Source organism: Nonomuraea sp. B19D2, from assembly GCF_040137845.1.
Lineage (GTDB): Bacteria > Actinomycetota > Actinomycetes > Streptosporangiales > Streptosporangiaceae > Nonomuraea.
Genome location: NZ_JBEFAK010000027.1, coordinates 41,979 through 62,881, shown reverse-complemented (window position 1 = coordinate 62,881; position 20,903 = coordinate 41,979). Strand labels below are relative to the sequence as shown.

Genomic DNA, 20,903 nt, shown 5'->3' with positions numbered 1-20,903 from the left:
CGACGATAGACCGAGAGGGATGACACCGGCTGATGGGGCTTGATCTCAGCCTGGTGCCCGACCTGGTGAAGCCGATGGCGCTGCCGTTGACGGGAGGGGCCTTCCCTGAAGCCTTCGTCGGCGGGGTCATCGACGAAGCGCAGGCGCTGGAGGATGTGGCGGACTTCCTGGCCAAGCTCAATACGGACGACGCCTCCGCGATCGTGCGGTTGCTGCGCGGCCATGAATGGCAGGGCGCCGCCAAGGAGGCGTTCGAGCAGGTGTTCGCCGCGCTCGGCGGGCAGCAGGAAGCGGATGACCCCCACTCGGAGGGGGCGCTGCTCGACCTGCTGGAGCGGGCGCTCCGGGACGAGGCGAAGTCTCTGCGCGAGCACGGCGTGCGGATGCAGCACACCGAGTGGATGATCTATGCCTCCCTTGCGCTGCTCGGCGCGGTGATCGTCAAGCTGCTGGTCTGGATCTACGTCAATGGCCCGGCCGTTCTCCGGCTGATCCAGCACCACACGCTGCTGACCCAGGTGAACATCCAGACGATGAAGCGGCTCGTCCTCGTCAACATGCTGAAGTTCGCGGGCATCATGGGCGGCCTGGACTTCGGCGTGCAGGCGGCGCAGCAGATCTGGGGGGATCGCGAAGAGGGGGACTTCGACCTCGCCTCGCTGGCGATGTCGCTCGGCAGCGGCGCCCTGACCGGTGCCCTGTTCGCCGGTGCGAACGTGGGGCTTTCGCGCCTGCTGAGCCGGGAGATGGTGTACGTCGCCTCGGAGGCCGAACTGGCCGTGCGTGACAGGATCGTGGCGATCGGGCAGAGCATGTACGGCCAGGCGCTGCTGGGCGGTGTGGCGGGGACCGCCGGCGCCGTCCCCGGGCTGGCGCTCAGCGGGCAACTCGACGCCTCGCACCTGGCCTACACCTTCATCGCCGGCGTCGCCGGCGGCCTCGACGTCCCCGCCTCGGCGCGGGTGAGCTACATCCCGATCGGGGCGGTCGCAGAGATCGGCGACACCCCGTCCGCCAACGTCCCGCACGCCGACACCGACGCGCCGCGCCAGCCCCCGCCCTCTCTCACTGCCGCACCGCACGATTCACCCGGAGAGCAGCCTTCGCCTCCTCCCAGAGCCGTGCCGCACGACCCAACCGTAGAGCAGCCTCCGCCTCCTCCCGGTGGCGTGCCGCACGACCCGTCCGGCGGCGACATCCTGCCGGCCGCGGGGCACGACACCGCTGCCCTGTCGTTCCACCCCCGGCCCGAACACCACGCCGACGTCGACACCCTGATCAACCGGCAGCCGTCCGAACCGGGCGCCAACCCGCCCCAGCCGCACTCGGACCGGGTGATCGCGGGTGAGGTCATCCGGCGCCATGACACACTCCTGCACGGTCCGGCCGGGGACGGAGCCGAACAAGGCGGAGCACCCGTACGACCCCCGCAGAACCTCCCAGCCGAGCGAGCCCCGAGCGGCGAGACCGCCCCCGCCGCTCCGCGGACCCAGGCCGTGGTCCCGGGCGAGCTCCCCCGCAGTTCACTGCTCCCGGCCACCGTCCCGGCGATCGTCACCGCGCCCCCCGATGACGCAGGCATCCCCGAACACGACGCGGCACAGGCAAGCCATCATGGCCAGGAGCACGCGGATCCCAAGACCGCCGCAACGCGGCCCGCGACGCCCGACGCGGCCGATCCGCAGACATCGACGCTCTCGAGGACCCCCCAGGACCGGACGGGGCCGGCCCTGGAGCCCGTGCCGGGCCCCGTGGCGGGCCCGGCCGCCACTCGCCCGGTGACGGGTCACGGGGACCGGTCTGCCGAGGCGATGCTCGCGGATCCCGCGCCGATCGCCGATGCGGCGGCGGCGTCCGTCCGTCCGCACTCCTCCGAGCACGGGGAACGCCCTGCGGAGGGGCCTGGTTCAGGCGCCACGGCCGACATGCCGCGTACGGGCCTCCAGGGCGACGCGAGCGTGCCCGTCGCCCGGTCCAGCGCGTTGCCCGAGCACCCTCGCGGGCTCGAGCCGGTGGTGAGGCGGGTGGCGGACCTGCTCAGCCGGGACGGCGAACACGACCCGATCAGCGCCGCAGGCTGGCAGGCCGCCCATGCCGCGACGGTGAAGATGCTGATGGACACGATGCGATCCCCGACGAAGGAAATGCTCGGCGTGGGGCGCAAGGGGAATCTGGCGGAGGCGCTCGGCAACCCCGAGTACGATCTCGTCCTGAGCGAGCTCCCCTTCATGGGCAGAACCTTAAGGACCTGGCAGCCGGTCGAACGGAGTTCCATCGCGTCCTTCGGGGAAGGCTCCCGCAAGTACGCGGATGAGCCACGCCGGATAATCCGCCAGATACCGTTCGACTCGCCCGAAGCGCACGACATAGTGAGACGGCTGGCCGCCGAGGAGCTCCTGCGGACATGGGGATACGGCGCCAGTGAGATGCTGCCGGAGCGGCTGGCCATGCACATGGCCGCGCGCGAGGAGTTCGGGCTGACCGGGGTTCTCGACCTGGAGGCGTACGGTGATCCCAACCGCAACAGGACCGCCAGGGACGTGCACGCCCGTAGCGGGGACATGCTGCGCGACTTCCTCCGGCAGCAGTACGCGCAGACGCAGCGCGAACTGGAAAGCCGCGGGATCGACGAGTTGGTGCTTTACCGGGGAATAGCGTTCGACCCACTGCATCCGGTCCCGGGCTTGGCGGACGCCGCCGACGGCGATGTCGTGCCGGCTCCGCCCGCACTGCCGCTGCAGTCCTGGAGCGCTCTCCCCGGAGTCGCCAAGCGGTACACCGGTCTGGGGGACGGGGCGGTCATGGCAGGGGTCTTCCCTGCCTCACAGGTGTTGTCGACCCCGTGGACCGGCATGGGCCAGCTACCCCTCAACGAGTTCGTCCTGCTGGCCACGCCCGGCGAGGTCACCGTGCTGCGACCACCGCACATCGGCGCCCCCGGCATGTCCGCAGCGCATCCCACTCTTCCAGCCGGCTGGCAGGTCCGGACGCCCACCGACGCATGGACACAGTGCGAGCAAGGGCACCGGCACTGGGGAACCGAAGGCGGGGCAGGTCTGCTGCTCTTCCACCGCCTTCCTAACGGTGAGGTTCGTGTTCTCCTGCAACTCCGCTCCATGGAGACGCACCACGGAGGGACCTGGGGACCGCCCGGTGGCGCCCGCCACAGCGGCGAAGGCCCGATCGATGCCGGTCTCCGTGAACCCCGCGAGGAGAACAGGCTGAACACGGACGAGGTGAACGTGCGGGGAGTGCATCACGACGATCACGGCGGCTGGGCGTTCGACACCGTCATCGGCGAGATGTCGTACCTGGCTGACGTGTGGCCCGCGTCCCGCGAGTCCCTCGACAACGCATGGGTGCTGGTGGAGGAGGTGTCGCGCCTCAATCTGCACCCCGACTTCGCCCGAGCGTGGCCCGACGTACGCGCGGAACTCGAACGCATCCTGGCGAGCTCCGACACCGGTTCCCGCCCGCCGGCGCCCCCGGCTCCGCCCACATCCCCGGCGGCGACGCACCGGGTGCCCGCCCCACCGAACACCGCGACCGGTCTCTCTTCTGTAGCGGACGCGCGGCCACGGAACTTCGCCGAGGCCGCAGCGATCTTCTACCGCTGGACGCCTGACAACGGGAACACTCCAGACCCGAACCGCCGGGACACTTCCGGCTCGTCGCCGACCGTGCCGGATGCGGAGCTCCTGGCAGAAGGCCGGCGCCTGTCAGCCCAGCTGCGTGTCCGCGACCACGGCGAGACGACGATCAGGGCTCTGGCATTGATGAGCCGGACCATCGGCGGACCGAACCCGCCGGACGAGATTTCCGAAGTGGCGGCCGCACTTGGCCTGCCCCACGACATCGATGCCCTGGTCGAAGTGTTCAACGACGCCCGGCGGTATGGCATGTCCCCAGACAGCGCGACCGACCGCGCAGCCCTGACCGACATCCTCAGGAGGTCCATGGAGGCAGACCCTTATCGCTGGACGGGGCACCGGTACCAGACCGTGGTCGGTCTCCTCGACGCGAATGTCAGGCAAGAACGCGCGGTCGGGCTCATGGTGAAGATGATGGGCGACCCTGTCACCTACAGGAAGGCTCGAGATCTCGTCAGACCCGTGCTCGAGCGGTACGGCATCAGCGACGTCCAGCAATTACTCCCGGTCATCCATGCGGCCCACCAGAATGGCTACTTCCCCAGCGGAACGACCGGGGAGCCGGCATTCCGTGCGGGCCTGGACCAGTTCTGGCGACAAGACGCGTATCTGTGGGCCGGCGTGCTGCTCACCGAAAGCCTTTCGCTACCCGATGTCCGCGACTCGACAGCACGATTGGTCGCGCGCCTGTACGAGATCGTCACAGGACTGGCCCTGGACAGGTTCCGCACCGTCGAGCCGCTGGAGCACCTGGCCGGCGACGTCGGGCAAGGACGCTCCGTTGAGCAATTCGTCCGCCTGGCCGAGGAGGCGCAGGCGGACGGTGCCGACCTCGCGCGGGCGGCCGGCCGCCAGGAGATCATCGACCGCCTCATCGCCCACCGGGCGCGAGATCCGCATCTTTGGGACGGACTGCGGGTCGCGGCCGAGCGCGACGTCATGCGTCCGGGCGACGACGAGGCGCGAGTGCTTTCGCGCCTGGCTGAGATCACCAGCTCCGAGGCGCCATCCCCTCTGTGGGTGTTCGACCCGTTGCGCCGGCTGGCGGGAGAGGCAGGTCTCGACCATTCCGTCGAACGGCTGGCCCAGCGGGCGGTCGAGGTCCAGCGGGACGGCTTCGACCTCTTCGGGCCGGTCGACCGGCGGCAGGTGCTCGACGCCCTCACTCAGCACGCCGGCCGTCCCGCGATCGGCCGGCAGCCGGACACGCCGCACGTCCCGCCGGGGCTGCACGATCTCGCCCCCTCGACCGTCCGGGACGCCCGGCAGGCCGCAGTCCAGGAGCACGCCACGGCGCGGCAGGCGTATCGCCAGGCCCACCCTCCCCTGCGCCGCTCCCTGTCACGGCTCGCCGGCCCCGACCCGCTGGCCGTGGCGGAGCAGCAACGGGTCGCCTCGCTGGAGGCCCGGGTTCGCGCGTGGAAGCGCTGGCCGGAGGTCCCTGAGGTGTCTTATGTGAGGGATTTCGCGGCGTTCCGGCGCGCGTACGACCAGGCGGTGGAACGCGCCGCCAGGGGAGAGGCGGTGATTCCCTACCTGCTGAAGAACGCCACCGCATCCCTGGCGGCCCGTGACGGCGGGCGCGGGTTCGGGCTGGAGCTCGAGTTCGACCTGCCGGTCGGCGACGCCCGCCGCCGAGCCCGGGACGCCATAGCCCGCGACCTGTACAGGGCAGGTCTGACCGGCGACACCCAGGTGCACGACTACCACACCATGCAGACGCAGGGCTACCGTTCGGGACGGAACGGCGGGCGCGGTCTCTGGAGGCTGGAGCAGGACGGCTCGGTCGCGGGCGAACTGGTCTCGCCGATCCTGTACGACGAGCCGGCGACCTGGGAGAACCTCCGCATCGCCTGCGAGATCATCCGAGCGCATGGCGGCACGGCCAGCGCCCAAACCGGTGGGCACATCCACGTGAGCACATACGACTACGACCACATCGTGGAGAACTACACCAGCGTGGTGGACTACGTGGACCATCACAGCGACACGTTGTTCAGACTCGGGCACAACCCGGAGCGGGAAAGCCACCGGGGCCTCAAGTATTGCCGCCCCAACCGGCAGCCCGCAGCGGGCTACAAGTCGATAGGCCTGGTGCGGGATCACAACAGCAGGGCCGGCACCGACCACGGGTACGCGGTGAACCTGGAGAGCATAACCGGATCTCCGGAAGACCATGTCGAGTTCCGCCTGAATGACGGTTCGCTCTACGCCCCGTTGATCCAGTCCCAGGTGAAGGTATCGGTCGCGGTGGTGGATGCGGCGTTCCGCAACGTGCTGCTGGGCGAGCCCCCCAACCGGGGGCAGCGTGACCTGCTGGGCACCCACGCCGAGCTCCTCAAGCTGGATCCGGCGTTCGACCTCACCGAGCAGGGAAGCCTCTCCTTCCGCTGTCTGATGGACGAGCTGTTCTGGCGGGCCGCCGACAAGGAGCAGCTCACCGCCGTGTACGCCGCCACTCGCTGGTTGCGCGCGGCATGACGACGCAGAACGACCTCACCACGAAACGGGATGCCATCCAGTGGCCGTGATCATCCGTAACACCTCGGCGATGGAGCCGCCTCCGGCCGCACCGATCAACGGCGATGGCCGGCCGTACCGCTATGAGATGATCTATGCGGGCGGGACCTACCGTGGCTACGCCGACGATTTCGCCGAGCTGGTCGAGATGCTCGTCCCCGGCTACGCCTCGCTCGCCACCGACGGCGAGCGCGCGTCGGCGCGCGTCCGCCTCGCCATGGACATGCAGGTCAGGACGCAGGCTCAGCTCGCGGCCGGAGGACGACTCGATGCGTGCAGCGAGGCCGAGCGGGTGGTGATCCTCGGCGGACGACACGAACCACCGGCCCCCGCTCGATGGGAGGCGCCGGTTCCCCTGGTCCTGGTCTCGACCTTCTATGAGCCCGCCGGGGTGCTGCCGAGGCCGTCGGGGCCCGCAGACCTGCAGGTCTGGCTCGACCCGGCCGACGACAGGACATTGCTGACCAGCCTGCACATGGCCGGCGTGATCGTTGTGGGTACGCAGGACGGGGCGTGAGCTTCCCGGGGGATCCTGGTCGCGCCGGCTGTGACCGGCCTGCCGTTGCCGCGCCTGCCGGGAAAGCAGTCCGGGCCTGACCCCCGATGGGAGGGCAGGCCCGGACTTACGACACGCTCGAGGTCAGGCGGGGACGATGTTCTCCGCCTGCGGGCCCTTCTGGCCCTGGACGATGTCGAAGGACACCTTCTGGCCCTCGGTCAGCTCGCGGTAGCCGCCGTTGGAGACGATGTTGGAGTAGTGCGCGAAGACATCGGCGCCGCCGCCGTCCTGCGCGATGAAGCCGAAGCCCTTTTCGGAGTTGAACCACTTCACGGTTCCGGTAGCCATGTCGATCTCCTTCAGATACGTGCAGGTAACGGAGTCGCGCCGCGCGAAATCCGTGTCGCCGCGATGAGCCCATCCGGAAATGACCGGCAAACAAAAACGCGCCCGAAAATTACTCTGGCAGGCGCGCGCAAAGTCTCTATGGGAACCATAACTGCAACACCCGACAGGCTAGCACACGCTTGCGGTGGTGCCGGTGACACGGCGTTCACAGTGAGGCTTCCGACGTAATCCGGGCCCCTGTCCGGTTTCGAATGCATGGCGGGAAACCTGAATGGAGATGTCATATGACCCTATTTGTCGTTGCTCTCGGCGGCGGCCGGGCGGGCACGGAGCGGTGATGCCCGGGCCATGGATCTCGGCTCGTGATCGGCCGAAGGGAGCTCTGTAGGCTGGCCGGTGGATGCCGACGTTCAGGAGCCGCCATGAAGCTCGGTCTGCACATTCCCGATTTCACCTGGCCGGGCGGGGCCGGCAGGCTCGGGCCCGACCTCGCCGACGTGGCCAGGAGCGCCGAGGAGGCGGGCTTCGACCGGATCAGCGTCATGGACCACGTCTGGCAGATCGGGGTGGTCGGTCCGGCCGAGCACGAGATGCTGGAGGCCTACACCACGCTCGGTTTCCTGGCCGCGCACACCACCAGGGCCAAGCTGCTGACCCTCGTCACCGGCGTCGTCTACCGCGATCCCGGGCTGCTGGCCAAGATGGTGACCACGCTCGACGTGCTGTCCGGCGGCCGCGCCATGCTCGGCATCGGGGCGGCCTGGAACGAGGAAGAGGCCCGTGGCCTGGGGCTCTTCTTCCCGCCCCTGGCCGAGCGGTTCGAGCGGCTGGAGGAGGCGCTGCAGATCTGCCTGCAGATGTGGGCCGAGACCGAGCGGCCGTACAACGGAGAGCATTATCACCTCGGGCGCACGCTCAACTCGCCGCAGCCGATCTCCCGCCCGCATCCGCCGATCCTCATCGGCGGGTCCGGCGAGAAGAAGACGCTGCGCCTGGTGGCGAAGTACGCCCAGGCGTGCAACCTGTTCCCAGGCCCTGAGCTGTCTCGCAAGCTCGAGGTGTTGCGCGCGCACTGCGAGCGCGAGGGCACCGACTACGACGCGATCGAGAAGACCGTGCTGTTCAACTTCGACGTCGGCGAGAAGGGCGAGAACGTCCCGCAGCTCGTCGACTCGCTGGGATCCCTGGCCGAGCAGGGATTCAGCGTCGCGCACGGGCGGGTCGCCGGGGTCTCCGCGATCGCCCCGCTGGAGATCATCGGCAGCGAGGTGGTCCCGGCGATCGCGGACCTCTAGGGCGGAGACGGCCCGGCCGGCATCGCGGCACACGCCGGAGTCAGCTGAGCAGTGACACCCCCGCCAGCGAGATCGCTCCGATGAGCCCGGTGGCGATGCCCCCGAGCAGCATGACCCGCCCGCCCTTGAGCAGTTTCCGCAGGTCGATACCGGTGCCGAGGGCGAACAGGGCGGCGGCCATCAGTACGTTCGTGACCACGGGCACGTTCTCGGTCACCGCCGGCGGCAGCAGCCCTGTGCTCCGCACGACCACCATCGCCAGGAACCCGGCCACGAACAGCGGCATGATCGCGGTCCTGTTCCGGCTGCCCGCCGCCGTGGGAGCGGCGGCGGGCGGTGCCACAGTGGGGGAGAGCGCGGTGCCGCGCGCGGACGCGGGCGCCGTCGTACCGGCGGGCACAACCACGGGCATCCGGCCGGCGTCCGGTGCGCCGGCAGACGTCCTGGCGGCCGGCGCGCCGGCAGGTGGTGCCGCGCGGCGGCGCAGGGACGTGGTGATGGCGACGATGGGGGCGAGCAGGACGACCCGGCCCAGCTTCACCGTCACCGCCGTCACGAGGGTGCCCGAGGCGGCGCCGATCGCCGCCACCTGGGCGACCTCGTGCACGGCGGCTCCCGCCCACACTCCGAGCTGCTCGGGCGAGAGGCCCAGCCAGGACGCCAGCAGCGGCAGCACCACGATGGCGGCGCTGCCGTAGAGAACCACCACGGCGAGCGCGCCGGCAGCGTCATCGTCCGAACTGTCGGTGCTGTCGTGCATGGCCGCGATCGCCGACGCCCCGCAGATCGACACGCCCGTGGCGACCAGCAGCGACGTCCCGGGCGGAAGGCCGAGGCGGCGGCCGGCCAGCGGGGTGAGGACGAACGTTAGCCCCGTGGCGGCGGCGACGACCGCGAGCGACTGCCATCCGAGCGCGAGGATCTGCGGCACCGCGATCTGCAGCCCGAGCAGTACGATCGCCGCGCGCAGCACCCGCCGGGAGACGAACAGGAGCCCGGGGCGCAGCCGCGTGCGGATCGCCCCGGCGCTGGCCAGGGCCGATCCCAAGGCCACGGCGGCAGTGGCGGGACTGAGCCCCGGCACGAACCGGTTGACCACCAGAGCGGCCGCCACCGCCAGCGCGCACGCCGCGATGCCCGGCAGAAGGGATGCCTTGGTGGGGGCGAGAATCATGATCCCAGTCTTCGGGGCCATCGAGCGGGCCGGTAGCCGCGCGTTGCCTGGGAGGTCATAGCCTATGGCTATGACCCCGTTGCCCGATCTCGACTCGCTCAAGCTCCTGGTGGACGTGGGCGAGCTCGGCAGCCTCGGCCAGGCGGCCAAGCTGGCGGGCATCGCGCAGCCGTCCGCGAGCAAGCGCATCGCCCAGTTGGAACGGCGTCTCGGCCTGCCACTGCTGGAGCGGACGCCGCGCGGCTCCACACTCACCGCCGAGGGCAAGATGGTCGCGGGCTGGGCCGCGCAGGTGCTCGCGGCCGCGCAGGAGCTCATGCGGGCCGCCGAAGCCGTCCGGCACAGCGAGGCGGCGCACCTGCGGGTGGCCGCCAGCATGACGGTGGCCGAGTACCTGGTGCCGCGCTGGCTCGGGGAGTTCCAGAGCCGCGAGCCCGGGGTCCAGGTCGGCCTGGACGTGCTGAACTCCGCCGACGTCGCGGCGCTGGTGTTGGCCGGGACCGGGGCCGTGGAGCTGGGGTTCGTGGAGGGGCCCAACGTGCCGGACGGGCTGGCCAGCCGGGTGGTGGGCACCGACAGGCTGGTCGTCGTGGTGGCCCCGGGACACCCGTGGGCACGCCGCCGCACGTTGCTCAGGGGCCCGGAGCTGGCCGCCACGCCGCTGGTCGTACGCGAGCAAGGCTCGGGCACCCGCGAGACCCTGGACGTCGCCTTCGCCGGGCACCACCGGGCCAGCCCGCGCCTGGAGCTCGGGTCGAACTCGGCCGTCAAGGGCGCCGCCCAGGCGGGCGCGGCCCCGGCGGTGCTCAGCTGGTACGCGGTGGAAGCCGAACTGGCCACCGGCCGCCTCGTCGAGGTGCCGCTGGCGGGCCTCAACCTGGTGCGGAGCATGCGCGCGGTCTGGCGCCGGGGCCGCCCACTCGCGGGCCCTGCCGCGACCCTCCTGACCATCGCCAGCCGCCCCTGACCCGCGTCGGCCGTCGAACGAGCGCATCGTCGCCGCCAGGACCCGTTCGAGATCGTCCGCGGCGACACGTTCTTCGCGCTGCTGATCCGGGCTATTCGGGCAACCGCCAGCCGGCCGTCCACAGGCGCGTGCCCGAGCGGCGGTCGAGGCGGCGCAGGAACGACAGGACGCCCGCGGTACCGGTGCTCCAGGTGTAGGCCGGCTTGTCGAGGTCGTTGCCGGGGAAGACCGGCTGCGCCGGCTCGCCGCCGGCCCGTACCAGCATCAGCTCGGCGATCTCCTCCGCGCCGCGCCAGTAGCCGCCGTCGCCCGTGACCATCGCCAGGTCGATCAGCGCCTCGCCGATGCCCGCCAGGCCGCAGCACTGCGAGACCACCCACGCCTGCGGGGCGACGACGAGGCACGCCCGCGCGCCCCGCTCGGCGAGGTCCAGGTAGCGGTCCTCGCCGTACGCGCGGGCCGCGTGCGCCAGCGCACCGACGATGCCTGACATGCCCTGGCACCAGGACGCCCCCATCGCCCGCGCATCCGGGCCGTGCAGCTCGCCGATCAGCGCCTCGGCGCGTACGGCCAGCGCCGCGAACCGTTCCCTGGCCGCCTCGCCGGCCGCCCGGTCGCCGGTGGCCTCGTGGTAGGAGAGCAGGAAGTCCGCGCAGCCGGCGTCGCCGTGGGCGTACGCCGTGTCGACAGACACGCCGGAGCCGGGCTGCGCGGGCGCCACGGCGTCCTCCGACCGCGTGACGTCACCGGCGATCAGCAGCCGGGCGCACTCGTCGGCGATCCTCAGGTGCCGGGCGTCGCCCGGTTCGGCGGCTGCCAGCGCCAGATGGCCCGAGCCGATGCCTGCCACGCCGTGCGCCTGGTCGGCCCGCTGCGGGCCGTCGAGGGTGACGGGGGCCGGCGCCGCCAGCTCCGGCACGGCGGTCAGGCGGGCCGCGGTCAGGAACAGCGTGGTGCCGGTACGGCCGAAGTACAGCGAGGGCGGGAGCTTGGCGGGCGGCATCACGCGGGCCGTCCACCGGGCCAGGTCGGCGGCCACGGCCTTGGCCTCCGGGTGGTGCAGCAGCTCCATGCCGACTCCGGCGCAGCCGCCGTAGACGTTGGTCACCGGCGGGCTCTCCCGTCGGGCGTCCTCGGGCGCGGCCATCAGCCGCTCGGCGAAGGCCGCGCACTCGCGCACGGTGTGGTCGAGCGCCTTGGACAGCAGTTCCCCGGTGAGCTTCGGCGTGGCGGGCAGGCTCCACCGCCCCGCCGGTGGGCGCTCGGTGGCGGGTCGTCCGTCGCTGAAGCCGGACGCGGCCGCCTCGGGGCGCGACCCGCGGGCGGATCTGATCTCGGCGGCGGCCGCGGTGCGGTCGGCGGGGTCGAGGCTCAACAGGCCGGGCAGCAGGCCGACGACGCCCGTCGTGACGTCCGGGAACATCCGTGCCAGGCACATGAGCGTGCGCTCGACGTTACGGACCGGGTCCGGGCCGATCATGATCGGGTTCATCCCGGTGGCCGCGAAGAACAGCGTGGCGCCCATCGAGAAGTAGTCGTCGGCGGGCACGGAGTCGCGGTCGGTGTGCTGGTCGGGGACGCTGTAGCCGCGGCTCCAACCGGGCAGCTGCAGTCCCTCGTACCTGCTGTTGCCGAAGTCGATGAGGGTGCAGCGGCCGTCCTCGCCGAGCACGACGTTCTTGGGCGACAGGTCACGGATGACGACGCCGCGCGAGTGCACCGCGTCGATCACCTCCAGCAGCCGGGCGGCCAGCGCGCCGAGGTCGCGCTCGCCGTCGGCGGACTCCCTGGTGAACAGGCCGTTCTCCGCGACAAACCGGTTGAGGTCGCGGCTGCCCTCGTCGGTCATGACGAGGAACTCGTCCGCTCCGTGCCGGAAGTGGTCGATCGGGTCCGGTATGCCCGCCACGCCCTTGAGCGCCTGGAGGATGCGCAGCTCGTTGCGGAGGTACATCCGCAGGTCCCAGCCCTCGACGTTCTCCCCGACGTACGCGCGGGCCTCCTTGACCACGACCCGCCGGCCGACGGCGTCGGTGGCGCGGTAGACGTTGCCGCGCGGGCCACGCACGACGCCGGACGTCACACGGTACCGGCCGCCGATGACCCGGCCGGTACTCCCCTCGGCGCCTTGCCCTGCCGTCTCCGCGGGCGGCAGCGTTCCCAGTGACGGCCGTTCACCGGGCTGCTGCGCGTCCGGCGGGCGGTCCTCGGTGGAGTCCGCGGGGCGGAACGGGTCCGTCGCCCAGGGCGGGCAGGTGAACTCGGGGCCGGCCGCGCCCGGCAGTTGCTCGCCGTCCGGACCGATCACGATCAGCTCGAAGTCGCCGTTCTCGTCCACGCGGTACTGCGGGGCGAACGGGGCGTACCTGTAGTAGACCGGAGCGTCGGGGCGTACCCGGCGATCGCTGACGATGCGCGGGGCCGACAGCCCGGACAGGGCGTCGGCGAGGGCGTGGCCAAGCTCGACCACCGCGTCCTGCTCCGGGTAGACCGTCATGGCCTTGCCCACGGCTCCGGGGTCGACGTCGCCGGAGTTGAGCTCCATGAGCCTGTGGGCAGAGCGGGCGACCTTGAAGGCGCAGCCGGCGCCCGCCAGGATCGGCAACACGCGGTCAAGGGTGTCGGCGAGGGTGCCGGGACGTGCGGAAACGTGGATTTTCCAGCCCTGTAATGGAATGTCACGGCGAGAGTCGTGAACGCTGATCCACGTGTCGTCCTCGTATATTTCCCTACCATTCGAATCTGCAAATTGGGTAAGGCGGTCGAGCACATTACTATCCACAGTAACCCCTCGATAACGGTGCGCATCCTCTGATACGAGAAAAGGCCATCAGAACAGCGCCGATGGCCTTTCCCCAGCGCTTCGCATCACCACGCGTCACCGCGTGGGATCAGGCGCTTCACACGCAGGCGTCACACGATGGACGGGCAGCACGGGAAGCTGCTGCACACCGTCCGCTTGCAGGTATTGACGCAGGCCTGAGGGCCGTGGAGCAGCTTGCTCAGCTCGCCTTCGAAGTCGACGGCGAGGTCTTCGTACTCCAGGACTCCGGCGTCGCGGGGCTCAAGGGCGAGGACCGACATAAGGGCTCCTTCCTTGGCCGCCTTTGGGCGGCCGACGTGGGGATCCGAGCGTCGGGATGGTGCCGGTAGGCGCCTTTCCCGTGCCCTGCCCACGACCGGCGAATCGTTTACACGTTCCCCCGTCGCGAGCAAACGGACGCATTATGTGCATATATCCGGAAGTCTGTCCAGGGGTGGCCGTTAACGGCCATAAATGTGTTGACATGCTCCTTTACACGGGGAGTTCGATCTTCTAGATTGGCGTGCGTGATGGGGGGATCTTCGGCGTGCCTGCCTCGAAACGGCGCCCTCGCGTGAAGCTCTGGCGGCGCCGGCGCGGTACGAGCGTCCCGGACGACAGGTCGGGGCTCGTGGTCGCGTACTGGGAGAGTCACGACGAGCACCTGCTGGCCGCCACCCTCGGCACGATCGCCCGCAGGCTGCCGTCCCTGGTGGCCGCCGCGCTGCGGATGGCGTGGCAGGCCAGTCCCCGCGACACGGCCGTGGCCCTGGTGGGAAATCTCGCGGCGGGGGTCTTCACCGTCTTCGGCCTGGTGGCCACCTCCGATGTGCTGGCCTCGCTGTTCTCCGCCGGTCCGACGCCCGATCGGGTGTGGAGCGCGCTGCCCTCGCTGCTGCTCGTGGCCGCCGCCACGGGGCTGCGCGGCGCGCTGCTGGCCGGCGCCGGGTGGGCACAGGCGCGGCTCAAGCCGCAGGTCGAGCGGCTGGCCGAGACCCGTCTGTTCGAGCTGACCACCCGGGTGGAGCTGGCCGCGTTCGACGACCACGACTTCCACAACGCGATGCGGCGGGCCCGTGACAGCGGCGTGCCCGACACCGCCACCGTGGTGGAGATGACGATCGCCGTGGTCACCGGCGCGGTCGGCGTGCTCGCCTCGGCCGTGGCACTCGGCCTGCTGCACCCACTGCTCATGCCGTTGCTGCTGGTCACCGCCGTGCCGGCGGGCTGGGCCGCGGTGCGTATGGCCCGGCTGGGCTATCAGGCGTTCTACCGGCTGTCCGCCGCGCGGCGGCGCAAGTTCATGTTGTCGGACCTGATGGCCGAGCGGCAGCCCGCCGCCGAGGTGCGGGCGTTCACGCTGCGGGACTTCCTGCTCGGCGAGTACGGCAGGGTGGCCGACCTGGAGCAGGACGTCCAGCTCGACGTGGCGCGGCGGCGGGCCGCGACCAAGGCGGGCGGCGACCTGCTGACCGGCGTGGCCACGGCCGGCGGGTACGTGGTGCTCGGCGTGCTGCTGGCCGTCGGCGTGATCCCGCTGTCGGTGGCCGGCGCGGCCGTGCTGGCGATCAGGACCGGGCAGATGTCGCTCACCGCCCTGATCCAGACCATGAACCGGCTCTACGAGGCGGGCCTCTACTTCGGTGACTACCTGGCCTTCTGCGAACTCGCACGGGAGCGCGTCCCCTCGCCGCCCACCGCACTCTCGCCCACCGCTGAGCCGGCTCCGTTCAGCCTGCTCACTGCCGAGAACGTCACGTTCACCTACCCCGGCGCCGACCGGCCCGCGCTGTCGGGGGTCAGTGTGAGCGTCGGCCGGGGCGAGGTCATCGCCCTGGTCGGCGAGAACGGCTCCGGCAAGACGACCCTGGCCAAGCTGCTGGCCGGGCTGTACCGGCCGCAGGAGGGCACGATCCGCTGGGACGGCGTCGACCTCGACGCGTTCGACGGTGACGCGCTGCGGCGGCAGATCTCCGTGATCGCCCAGGACCACACCCGCTGGCCGCTCACCGTCCGCGAGAACATCCTCATGGGACGCCCCCTGGAGGAGGACCGGCTTGCCGCCGCCTCCGCCGCGGCGGGCGCCGACGAGGTGGTGGCGAGGCTGTCCGACGGCTACGACGCGCTGCTCGACCGCCGCTTCCGCGGCGGCCACGACCTGTCGGGCGGCCAGTGGCAGCGCATCGCCGTGGCACGCGGGTTCTACCGCGACGCCGCGCTGGTCATCTTCGACGAGCCGACCTCGGCCCTGGACGCCCGCGCGGAGCACGCCCTGTTCGAGCGGATCCGCGGCCACGCCGACGGCCGCACCATCGTCCTCATCACGCACCGGCTGGCCAGCGTCCGCTACGCCGACCGCATCTACGTGCTCGACGGCGGCACGGTCGCCGAGCAGGGCACGCACACCGAGCTGATGGAACGCGACGGCCTGTACGCCGGCCTGTACGAGCTGCAGGCCTCGGCCTTCCAGCAGACGGTGCCATGATCGTCGCCGAGTCGGCGTACCTCGCCGTGGCCGCGATGCTGCTGGTGGCGGCGCTGGGCAAGCTGCGCGACGTGCGCGGCTTCGCCCGGTCGGTGGCCGGCTACCGGGTGCTGCCTGGCGGGCTGGCCGGGCCGGCCGCGGTGGCCGTGCTCGCGGCCGAGCTCGCCGCCGCCGGGCTGCTGCTCGCGCCGGGCGGTCAGCGGTGGGGAGCGGTGGTGGCGGCGGCCCTGCTCGCCGCGTTCCTGGCGGCCATGGCCTCGGTGCTGCGGCGCGGGATGGCCGTGGACTGTGGCTGCTTCGGCGGCCGTGACCTCGTCGGGGCCGGCACGCTGCTGCGTACCGGCCTGCTGCTGGTCCTCGCGGTGACGGCGGCCTTGACCGGGCCGGTCGCGTTCGCACCCGTCCAGCTCCCGGTGGCGGCGGCCCTGCTCGGGCTGGCCTTCCTGCCCGCGCGACTGCTGCGGGCCGGCAGGCCCTCGTCCGGGCCGCGTCCCGGCACCCGCTTCGCCCTCGCCGGGGCGCCGGAGCCGGCCGGTGACCGGGTGGTGTACGCGTTGGTCTCACCGGCGTGCGGGTTGTGCAGGACGATGCTGCCGGAGTTCGCCGCGATGGCCGCCCGCCTGGAGGTCGTGCTGGTCAGCGCGGTGGACGGGTACGGTGGCGCCGGGCTGCCCGTGGTCGTGGACCCGGACGTCTTCGACCGCAACGACATCCCGTGGCCGCCGTACGTGGTGGTGACCGACCGCGCCCGCACCGTCCTGGCGGCCGGCGGCGCGGCCGAGCCGGCACAACTGGAGCAGGTCTTGAGTCGAATCGATTCGAGTGGACGATAGGTCAGATGGCGCGCCGGTGGCCGGGCGCGGGGCCGGTTGTGCTGCGGAGCGAGATCGGCGGGGCGGCCAGGAGGTGGCGGTGCGCCGTGGCCGGGTCGGCGATGCGCTGGATGAGCAGCTCGACGGCGCGGGCGCCCATCTCGTCGGCCGGGACGTCGGCGGCGGTGAGCGGCGGGTGCAGGTTCTCGGCCCAGTGCCGGGCCGCCACCCCGGCGATGGAGAAGTCGCCGGGCACGGTCAAGCCCGCCTCGGCCAGCGCGCGGTACATGCCGGACACCGCAGCCTCGTTGATGGTGGCGATGGCGGTCAACTCCGGGTGCTCGGCGAGGAGTTGCTGGAGGCAGGACTGTCCGGCCTGCGCGTCGTCGCCGCAGCAGACCTGCACGCCGTGCAGGCCGCGTTCGGCGATGGCGCGGTCGAAGCCGGCCTGCGCGCGGTGACCGGGGCCGTATCCGGCGGCGACCAGCTCGGCGTTGCGGTTGACCAGCGCCAGCTGCCGGTGGCCGAGGTCGGCCAGGTGGTGGACGCACTTGGTGATGAGCGCCTCGTAGTCGACGTCCACCCAGGACATGTCCTCCGGGTGGCGGGTGCGGCCGATGCCGACGAACGGCAGTCCGCTCGCCAGCAGCCGGGCGACCCGGTCGTCCTCCAGGCGGATCTCCATGAGGATCACACCGTCCACCCGCCGGCCGGTGACGACGCGCTCGAAGGAGCGGTCGTGCTCGCCGCCCGAGGGTGACAGCAGGACGTCCAGGTCGGCGCGGGCGGCGGCGTCGACCACGCTGGCCACGAAGCCGAGCTGCATGTCGGTCAGGCGCTGGCCGGCCGGCGGAATGACCAGGCCGATCGTGCGGGTACGGCCCTCCTTCAGCGCCCTGGCGGCGGCGTTGGGCCGGTAGCCCAGCTCGTCGATGACCGCCAGGATGCGGCGCTTGGTCTCCTCCGACACCGGGCGCCTGCCGGTGAGCGCGTACGAGACGGTGCTGCGTGACACGCCCGCCCGCTTGGCGATCTCTCCGATGTTCACCCGTGCTCCTCGTCCGGTCCGCCGGTCGGCGACCATCGTAGGTCGAACCGGTTCATGAAGGGTACGCTGCCGGATTCCGCGGCCACGACGTGCCGCGTGCCGCGTATCGCGCGCGACCTCCCGGAAAACCGTACCGCACCACCCATTGACGCCCAGGGTGGAGCGGGCCTATCTTCGGTCGAACCGATTCGCCGAATCGATTCGACATCGTTCGGAAACAGCCGCGTAACGCCTGTCAGCGGAGGTCAGCTCAATGAGATCAGCGGCAAGGAGCCGGCGTGCGGCCGGCGCGAGTCTGGCGGTCCTGGCCGCCGTGGGCGGGCTGGCGGCCTGCTCGTCATCGTCCGGCGGCGACGGCGGCGCTTCGGCGAGCGCGAGCCAGTCCGCCGGGGGCGGGACGTACACGATCTGGGACCCGTATCCGCAGTACGACAAGAGCTCGGAGTGGGTGAGGCTGCTGGAGAAGTGCGGCACCGACGCCGGGGTGAAGGTCGAGCGCACCGGTTACGACACCAGCGACCTGACGAACAAGGCGCTGCTGGCGGCTCAGCAGGGCAACTCGCCGGACGTGCTGATCGTCGACAATCCGGTCGTCTCCACGCTGGCCGAGGCCGGGGTGCTCACCACCACCGAGGAGAACAAGCTCGACGTCTCCACGATCGCGCCGAACCTGCTGGCGGCAGGACAGAGCGGCGGCAAGACCTACGGCGTCCCGATCGGCGCCAACACGCTCGCCCTGTACTACAACAAGGAGGTTCTGAAGGAGGCCGGGGTGGACATCGCCTCGGTGAAGGACTGGGCATCCCTGACGGCGGCGCTGGCGAAGGTGAAGGCGGCGGGCAAGAAGGGCATCACGTTCTCGGCGATCGGCACCGAGGAGGGCAGCTTCCAGTTCCTGCCCTGGTTCTGGGGCTCCGGCGCCGCTCTCACCAAGCTCGACTCGCCCGAGGGCGTCTCGGCCGTGGCGCTGTGGACCGACTGGCTGAAGAAGGGGTACGCCCCGAACTCCGTCATCAACAACACCCAGACCACCAGCTGGCAGGAGTTCGCCGGCGGCGATTACGCGTTCGCCGAGAACGGCACCTGGCAGCTCGCCAACGCCAAGAAGGCCGGCTTCGACTACGGCATCATCCCGGTCCCCGGCAAGGGCGGCGGCACCGCGCCCGCCCCCACCGGCGGCGAGTTCGTCAGCATCCCCGTGCAGTCCGACACCGGCCGCTACGCCACCTCCCAGAAGCTGGTGACCTGCCTGACCAGCACGGACAACTCGCTGACCACGACCACCACCCTGTCCTACATCGCGCCCACGGAGGCGGTGCAGGCCAAGCAGGTGGCGGCCACGCCCGACCTGAAGGTGTGGGTGGAGGCGGTCAAGGCGGCCAAGGGCCGCACCAGCGACGATCTGGGCACCAAGTATCCGAAGATCTCCGAGCCGATGTGGGGCGCGGTGCAGGCGGCGCTGAGCGGGTCCAAGTCTCCGCAGGAGGCGATGGCGGCGGCGCAGTCGGCTGCGGCGAGCGCGACCCAGTAGCAGCATGAGCCGAGTCATCCAGGCGCCGGCGCGTCCCGCCCGAGCGACGGCACGAGGTCATCGGGCGGCACGCGTGCGATCCGGCCAGTGGGCGGCATGGGCCTTTCTCGCCCCGGTGGTGCTCTACCTGCTGGTGTTCTACGCCTATCCGCTCTACCGCAACGTCGAGTTGAGCCTGCGCAACTACACCGTGCGCTCGTTCGTACAGGGCGACGCCCCGTTCGCCGGGTTCGCCAACTACGCGAAGGTGTTCGCCGACGTGACCTTCGGGCCCGCGCTGTGGCACACGGTGGTGTTCACGCTGGTGTCGCTGGCCTTCCAGTTCGGCATCGGGCTCGCGCTGGCGCTGTTCTTCCAGAAGAACTTCCGGCTGTCGGCCACGCTCAGGGCATTGTTCCTGGTGCCGTGGCTGTTGCCGCTGATCGTCTCCGGCTCGACCTGGTCGTGGATGCTCAACAGCGACTCCGGCGTGGTCAACGCCGTCTTGGCCTGGTTCGGGATCGGGCCGGTCAACTGGCTGACCTCGCCTGACTGGTCGCTGTGGTCGGTCGTCATCGCCAACATCTGGATCGGCATCCCGTTCAACCTCGTGGTGCTCTACTCCGGGCTGCAGGCGATCTCACCGGCCATCTACGAGGCCGCCGCGCTGGACGGCGCCAACGGCCGGCAGCGGTTCTGGAAGGTGACGTTCCCGCTGCTGCGGCCGGTGTCGGCGATCACGCTGCTGCTCGGCCTGGTCTACACGCTGAAGGTGTTCGACATCATCTGGATCATGACCAAGGGCGGGCCGAGCGGCGCCTCGACCACGTTCGCGACCTGGTCGTACCGGCTCGGGTTCGGCAACCTCGTGCCCTCCTTCGGGCCCGGCGCCGCGGTCGGCAACCTGCTGATCGTGACGGCGCTGGTCTTCGGGCTGATCTACATCCGCGTGCAGCGAAGGCAGGGCCCGATATGAGGCATCTCAAGACCGCGACCGGGCTGGTGCTGACCGCCGTGATGTTGTTCCCGGTCTACTGGATGATCAACGTGTCGTTCACCCGTGACCAGGACATGCGCAAGAGCCCGCCGAACTGGTTCCCGGTCGACGGCACCCTGGACGGTTACCGGGCGGTGCTGGACCAGCAGCTGCCCTACCTGGGGGTGAGCCTGGTCGTCGGGCTGGGCACGGTGGCGCTGACCCTGCTGCTCGCGGCGCCGGCGGCGTACTCGCTGGCCAAGCTGCGCCCGCGCGGCGGCGGGGCGCTGAGCTTCGTGCTGCTCATCGCGCAGATGATCCCCGGGATCATCATGGCGATGGGCTTCTACGCCATCTTCCTGTCCACCGGCGTGCTCAACACCGTTGCCGGGCTGATCGTGGCCGACTCCACCCTCGCCGTGCCGTTCGCGGTCCTCATCCTGACCACGTTCATGTCCGGCATCCCCGAGGAGCTGCTGCAGGCCGCCCGCACCGACGGCGCCGGAGTGGTGCGTACGTTCGTCTCGATCGTGCTGCCCGTCAGCCGCAACTCCATCATCACCGTGTCGCTGTTCGCGTTCCTGTGGGCGTGGTCGGACTTCGTCTTCGCCTCCACCCTCGACCAGGGCGGCGACCACCAGCCGATCACCCTCGGCATCTACCACTACATCGGCAACAACAACCAGGAGTGGAACGCCATCATGGCCACCGCCGTGATCGCCTCCATCCCGGCCACCATCCTGCTCGTCGTCGCCCAGCGCTACGTCGCCGCCGGCGTCACCGCGGGCGCCGTCAAAGACTGAGAAGGGACCTTCG

14 protein-coding genes are annotated in these 20,903 nt (G+C 71.0%); 9 read left to right on the top strand and 5 right to left on the bottom strand.

Annotated elements, in window-relative coordinates; genetic code table 11:
• Positions 1 to 32: 32 nt before the first annotated feature.
• Together ABN273_RS37695 and ABN273_RS37690 are read left to right on the top strand one after the other, a co-directional pair.
• Positions 33 to 6,131, top strand: a complete 6,099-nt coding sequence (locus ABN273_RS37695; RefSeq protein ID WP_349453916.1) for an NUDIX domain-containing protein — start codon at positions 33 to 35, stop codon at positions 6,129 to 6,131.
• 46 nt (positions 6,132 to 6,177) lie between these two features.
• A complete protein-coding gene (locus ABN273_RS37690) occupies positions 6,178 to 6,687 on the top strand; it encodes a hypothetical protein (protein WP_349453915.1) in 510 nt (169 codons plus the stop codon).
• 123 nt (positions 6,688 to 6,810) lie between these two features.
• Here ABN273_RS37690 and ABN273_RS37685 read toward each other — a convergent pair whose 3' ends face one another.
• Positions 6,811 to 7,017: a cold-shock protein gene (locus tag ABN273_RS37685; protein ID WP_349453914.1), complete on the bottom strand. Its 207-nt coding sequence runs from the start codon at positions 7,015 to 7,017 to the stop codon at positions 6,811 to 6,813.
• 422 nt (positions 7,018 to 7,439) lie between these two features.
• Here ABN273_RS37685 and ABN273_RS37680 point away from each other — a divergent pair, with 422 nt between their 5' ends.
• Positions 7,440 to 8,312, top strand: a complete 873-nt coding sequence (locus tag ABN273_RS37680; RefSeq protein ID WP_349453913.1) for an LLM class F420-dependent oxidoreductase — start codon at positions 7,440 to 7,442, stop codon at positions 8,310 to 8,312.
• A 40-nt stretch (positions 8,313 to 8,352) separates the two neighbouring features.
• Here ABN273_RS37680 and ABN273_RS37675 read toward each other — a convergent pair whose 3' ends face one another.
• Positions 8,353 to 9,486, bottom strand: a complete 1,134-nt coding sequence (locus ABN273_RS37675; protein WP_349453912.1) for a YeiH family protein — start codon at positions 9,484 to 9,486, stop codon at positions 8,353 to 8,355.
• A 70-nt stretch (positions 9,487 to 9,556) separates the two neighbouring features.
• On the opposite strand from ABN273_RS37675, the gene ABN273_RS37670 reads away from it, so the two are divergent.
• Positions 9,557 to 10,453, top strand: a complete 897-nt coding sequence (locus tag ABN273_RS37670; protein ID WP_349453911.1) for a LysR family transcriptional regulator — start codon at positions 9,557 to 9,559, stop codon at positions 10,451 to 10,453.
• Positions 10,454 to 10,544: 91 nt separating this feature from the next.
• Here the strand turns inward: ABN273_RS37670 and lanL are convergent, their stop codons facing one another.
• Both lanL and ABN273_RS37660 read right to left on the bottom strand, forming a co-directional pair.
• Positions 10,545 to 13,223: a class IV lanthionine synthetase LanL gene (gene lanL / locus ABN273_RS37665; RefSeq protein WP_349454005.1), complete on the bottom strand. Its 2,679-nt coding sequence runs from the start codon at positions 13,221 to 13,223 to the stop codon at positions 10,545 to 10,547.
• Positions 13,224 to 13,366: 143 nt separating this feature from the next.
• Positions 13,367 to 13,537, bottom strand: coding sequence for an SflA family class IV lanthipeptide (locus tag ABN273_RS37660; protein ID WP_165959921.1), 171 nt, complete (start codon positions 13,535 to 13,537; stop codon positions 13,367 to 13,369).
• A 293-nt stretch (positions 13,538 to 13,830) separates the two neighbouring features.
• On the opposite strand from ABN273_RS37660, the gene ABN273_RS37655 reads away from it, so the two are divergent.
• Positions 13,831 to 15,741: an ABC transporter ATP-binding protein gene (locus ABN273_RS37655; protein ID WP_349453910.1), complete on the top strand. Its 1,911-nt coding sequence runs from the start codon at positions 13,831 to 13,833 to the stop codon at positions 15,739 to 15,741.
• A complete protein-coding gene (locus ABN273_RS37650) occupies positions 15,738 to 16,574 on the top strand; it encodes a MauE/DoxX family redox-associated membrane protein (RefSeq protein ID WP_349453909.1) in 837 nt (278 codons plus the stop codon). The genes ABN273_RS37655 and ABN273_RS37650 overlap by 4 nt, the downstream gene beginning before the upstream one ends.
• A 1-nt stretch (position 16,575) precedes the next feature.
• On the opposite strand, the gene ABN273_RS37645 is transcribed toward ABN273_RS37650, so the two are convergent.
• The gene (locus ABN273_RS37645) at positions 16,576 to 17,601 is read right to left on the bottom strand and encodes a LacI family DNA-binding transcriptional regulator (RefSeq protein WP_349453908.1); all 1,026 of its coding nucleotides are present in this window, start codon (positions 17,599 to 17,601) and stop codon (positions 16,576 to 16,578) included.
• A 253-nt stretch (positions 17,602 to 17,854) separates the two neighbouring features.
• Here ABN273_RS37645 and ABN273_RS37640 point away from each other — a divergent pair, with 253 nt between their 5' ends.
• From ABN273_RS37640 to ABN273_RS37630, 3 genes are read left to right on the top strand one after another with little or no spacing between them, the layout of a single operon-like run.
• Positions 17,855 to 19,132, top strand: coding sequence for a sugar ABC transporter substrate-binding protein (locus ABN273_RS37640; RefSeq protein ID WP_349453907.1), 1,278 nt, complete (start codon positions 17,855 to 17,857; stop codon positions 19,130 to 19,132).
• A 4-nt stretch (positions 19,133 to 19,136) separates the two neighbouring features.
• Positions 19,137 to 20,087, top strand: a complete 951-nt coding sequence (locus tag ABN273_RS37635) for a carbohydrate ABC transporter permease (protein WP_349453906.1) — start codon at positions 19,137 to 19,139, stop codon at positions 20,085 to 20,087.
• Complete coding sequence (locus ABN273_RS37630; protein ID WP_349453905.1) at positions 20,084 to 20,890, top strand: carbohydrate ABC transporter permease; 807 nt, start codon at positions 20,084 to 20,086, stop codon at positions 20,888 to 20,890. The genes ABN273_RS37635 and ABN273_RS37630 overlap by 4 nt, the downstream gene beginning before the upstream one ends.
• Positions 20,891 to 20,903 lie beyond the last annotated feature (13 nt).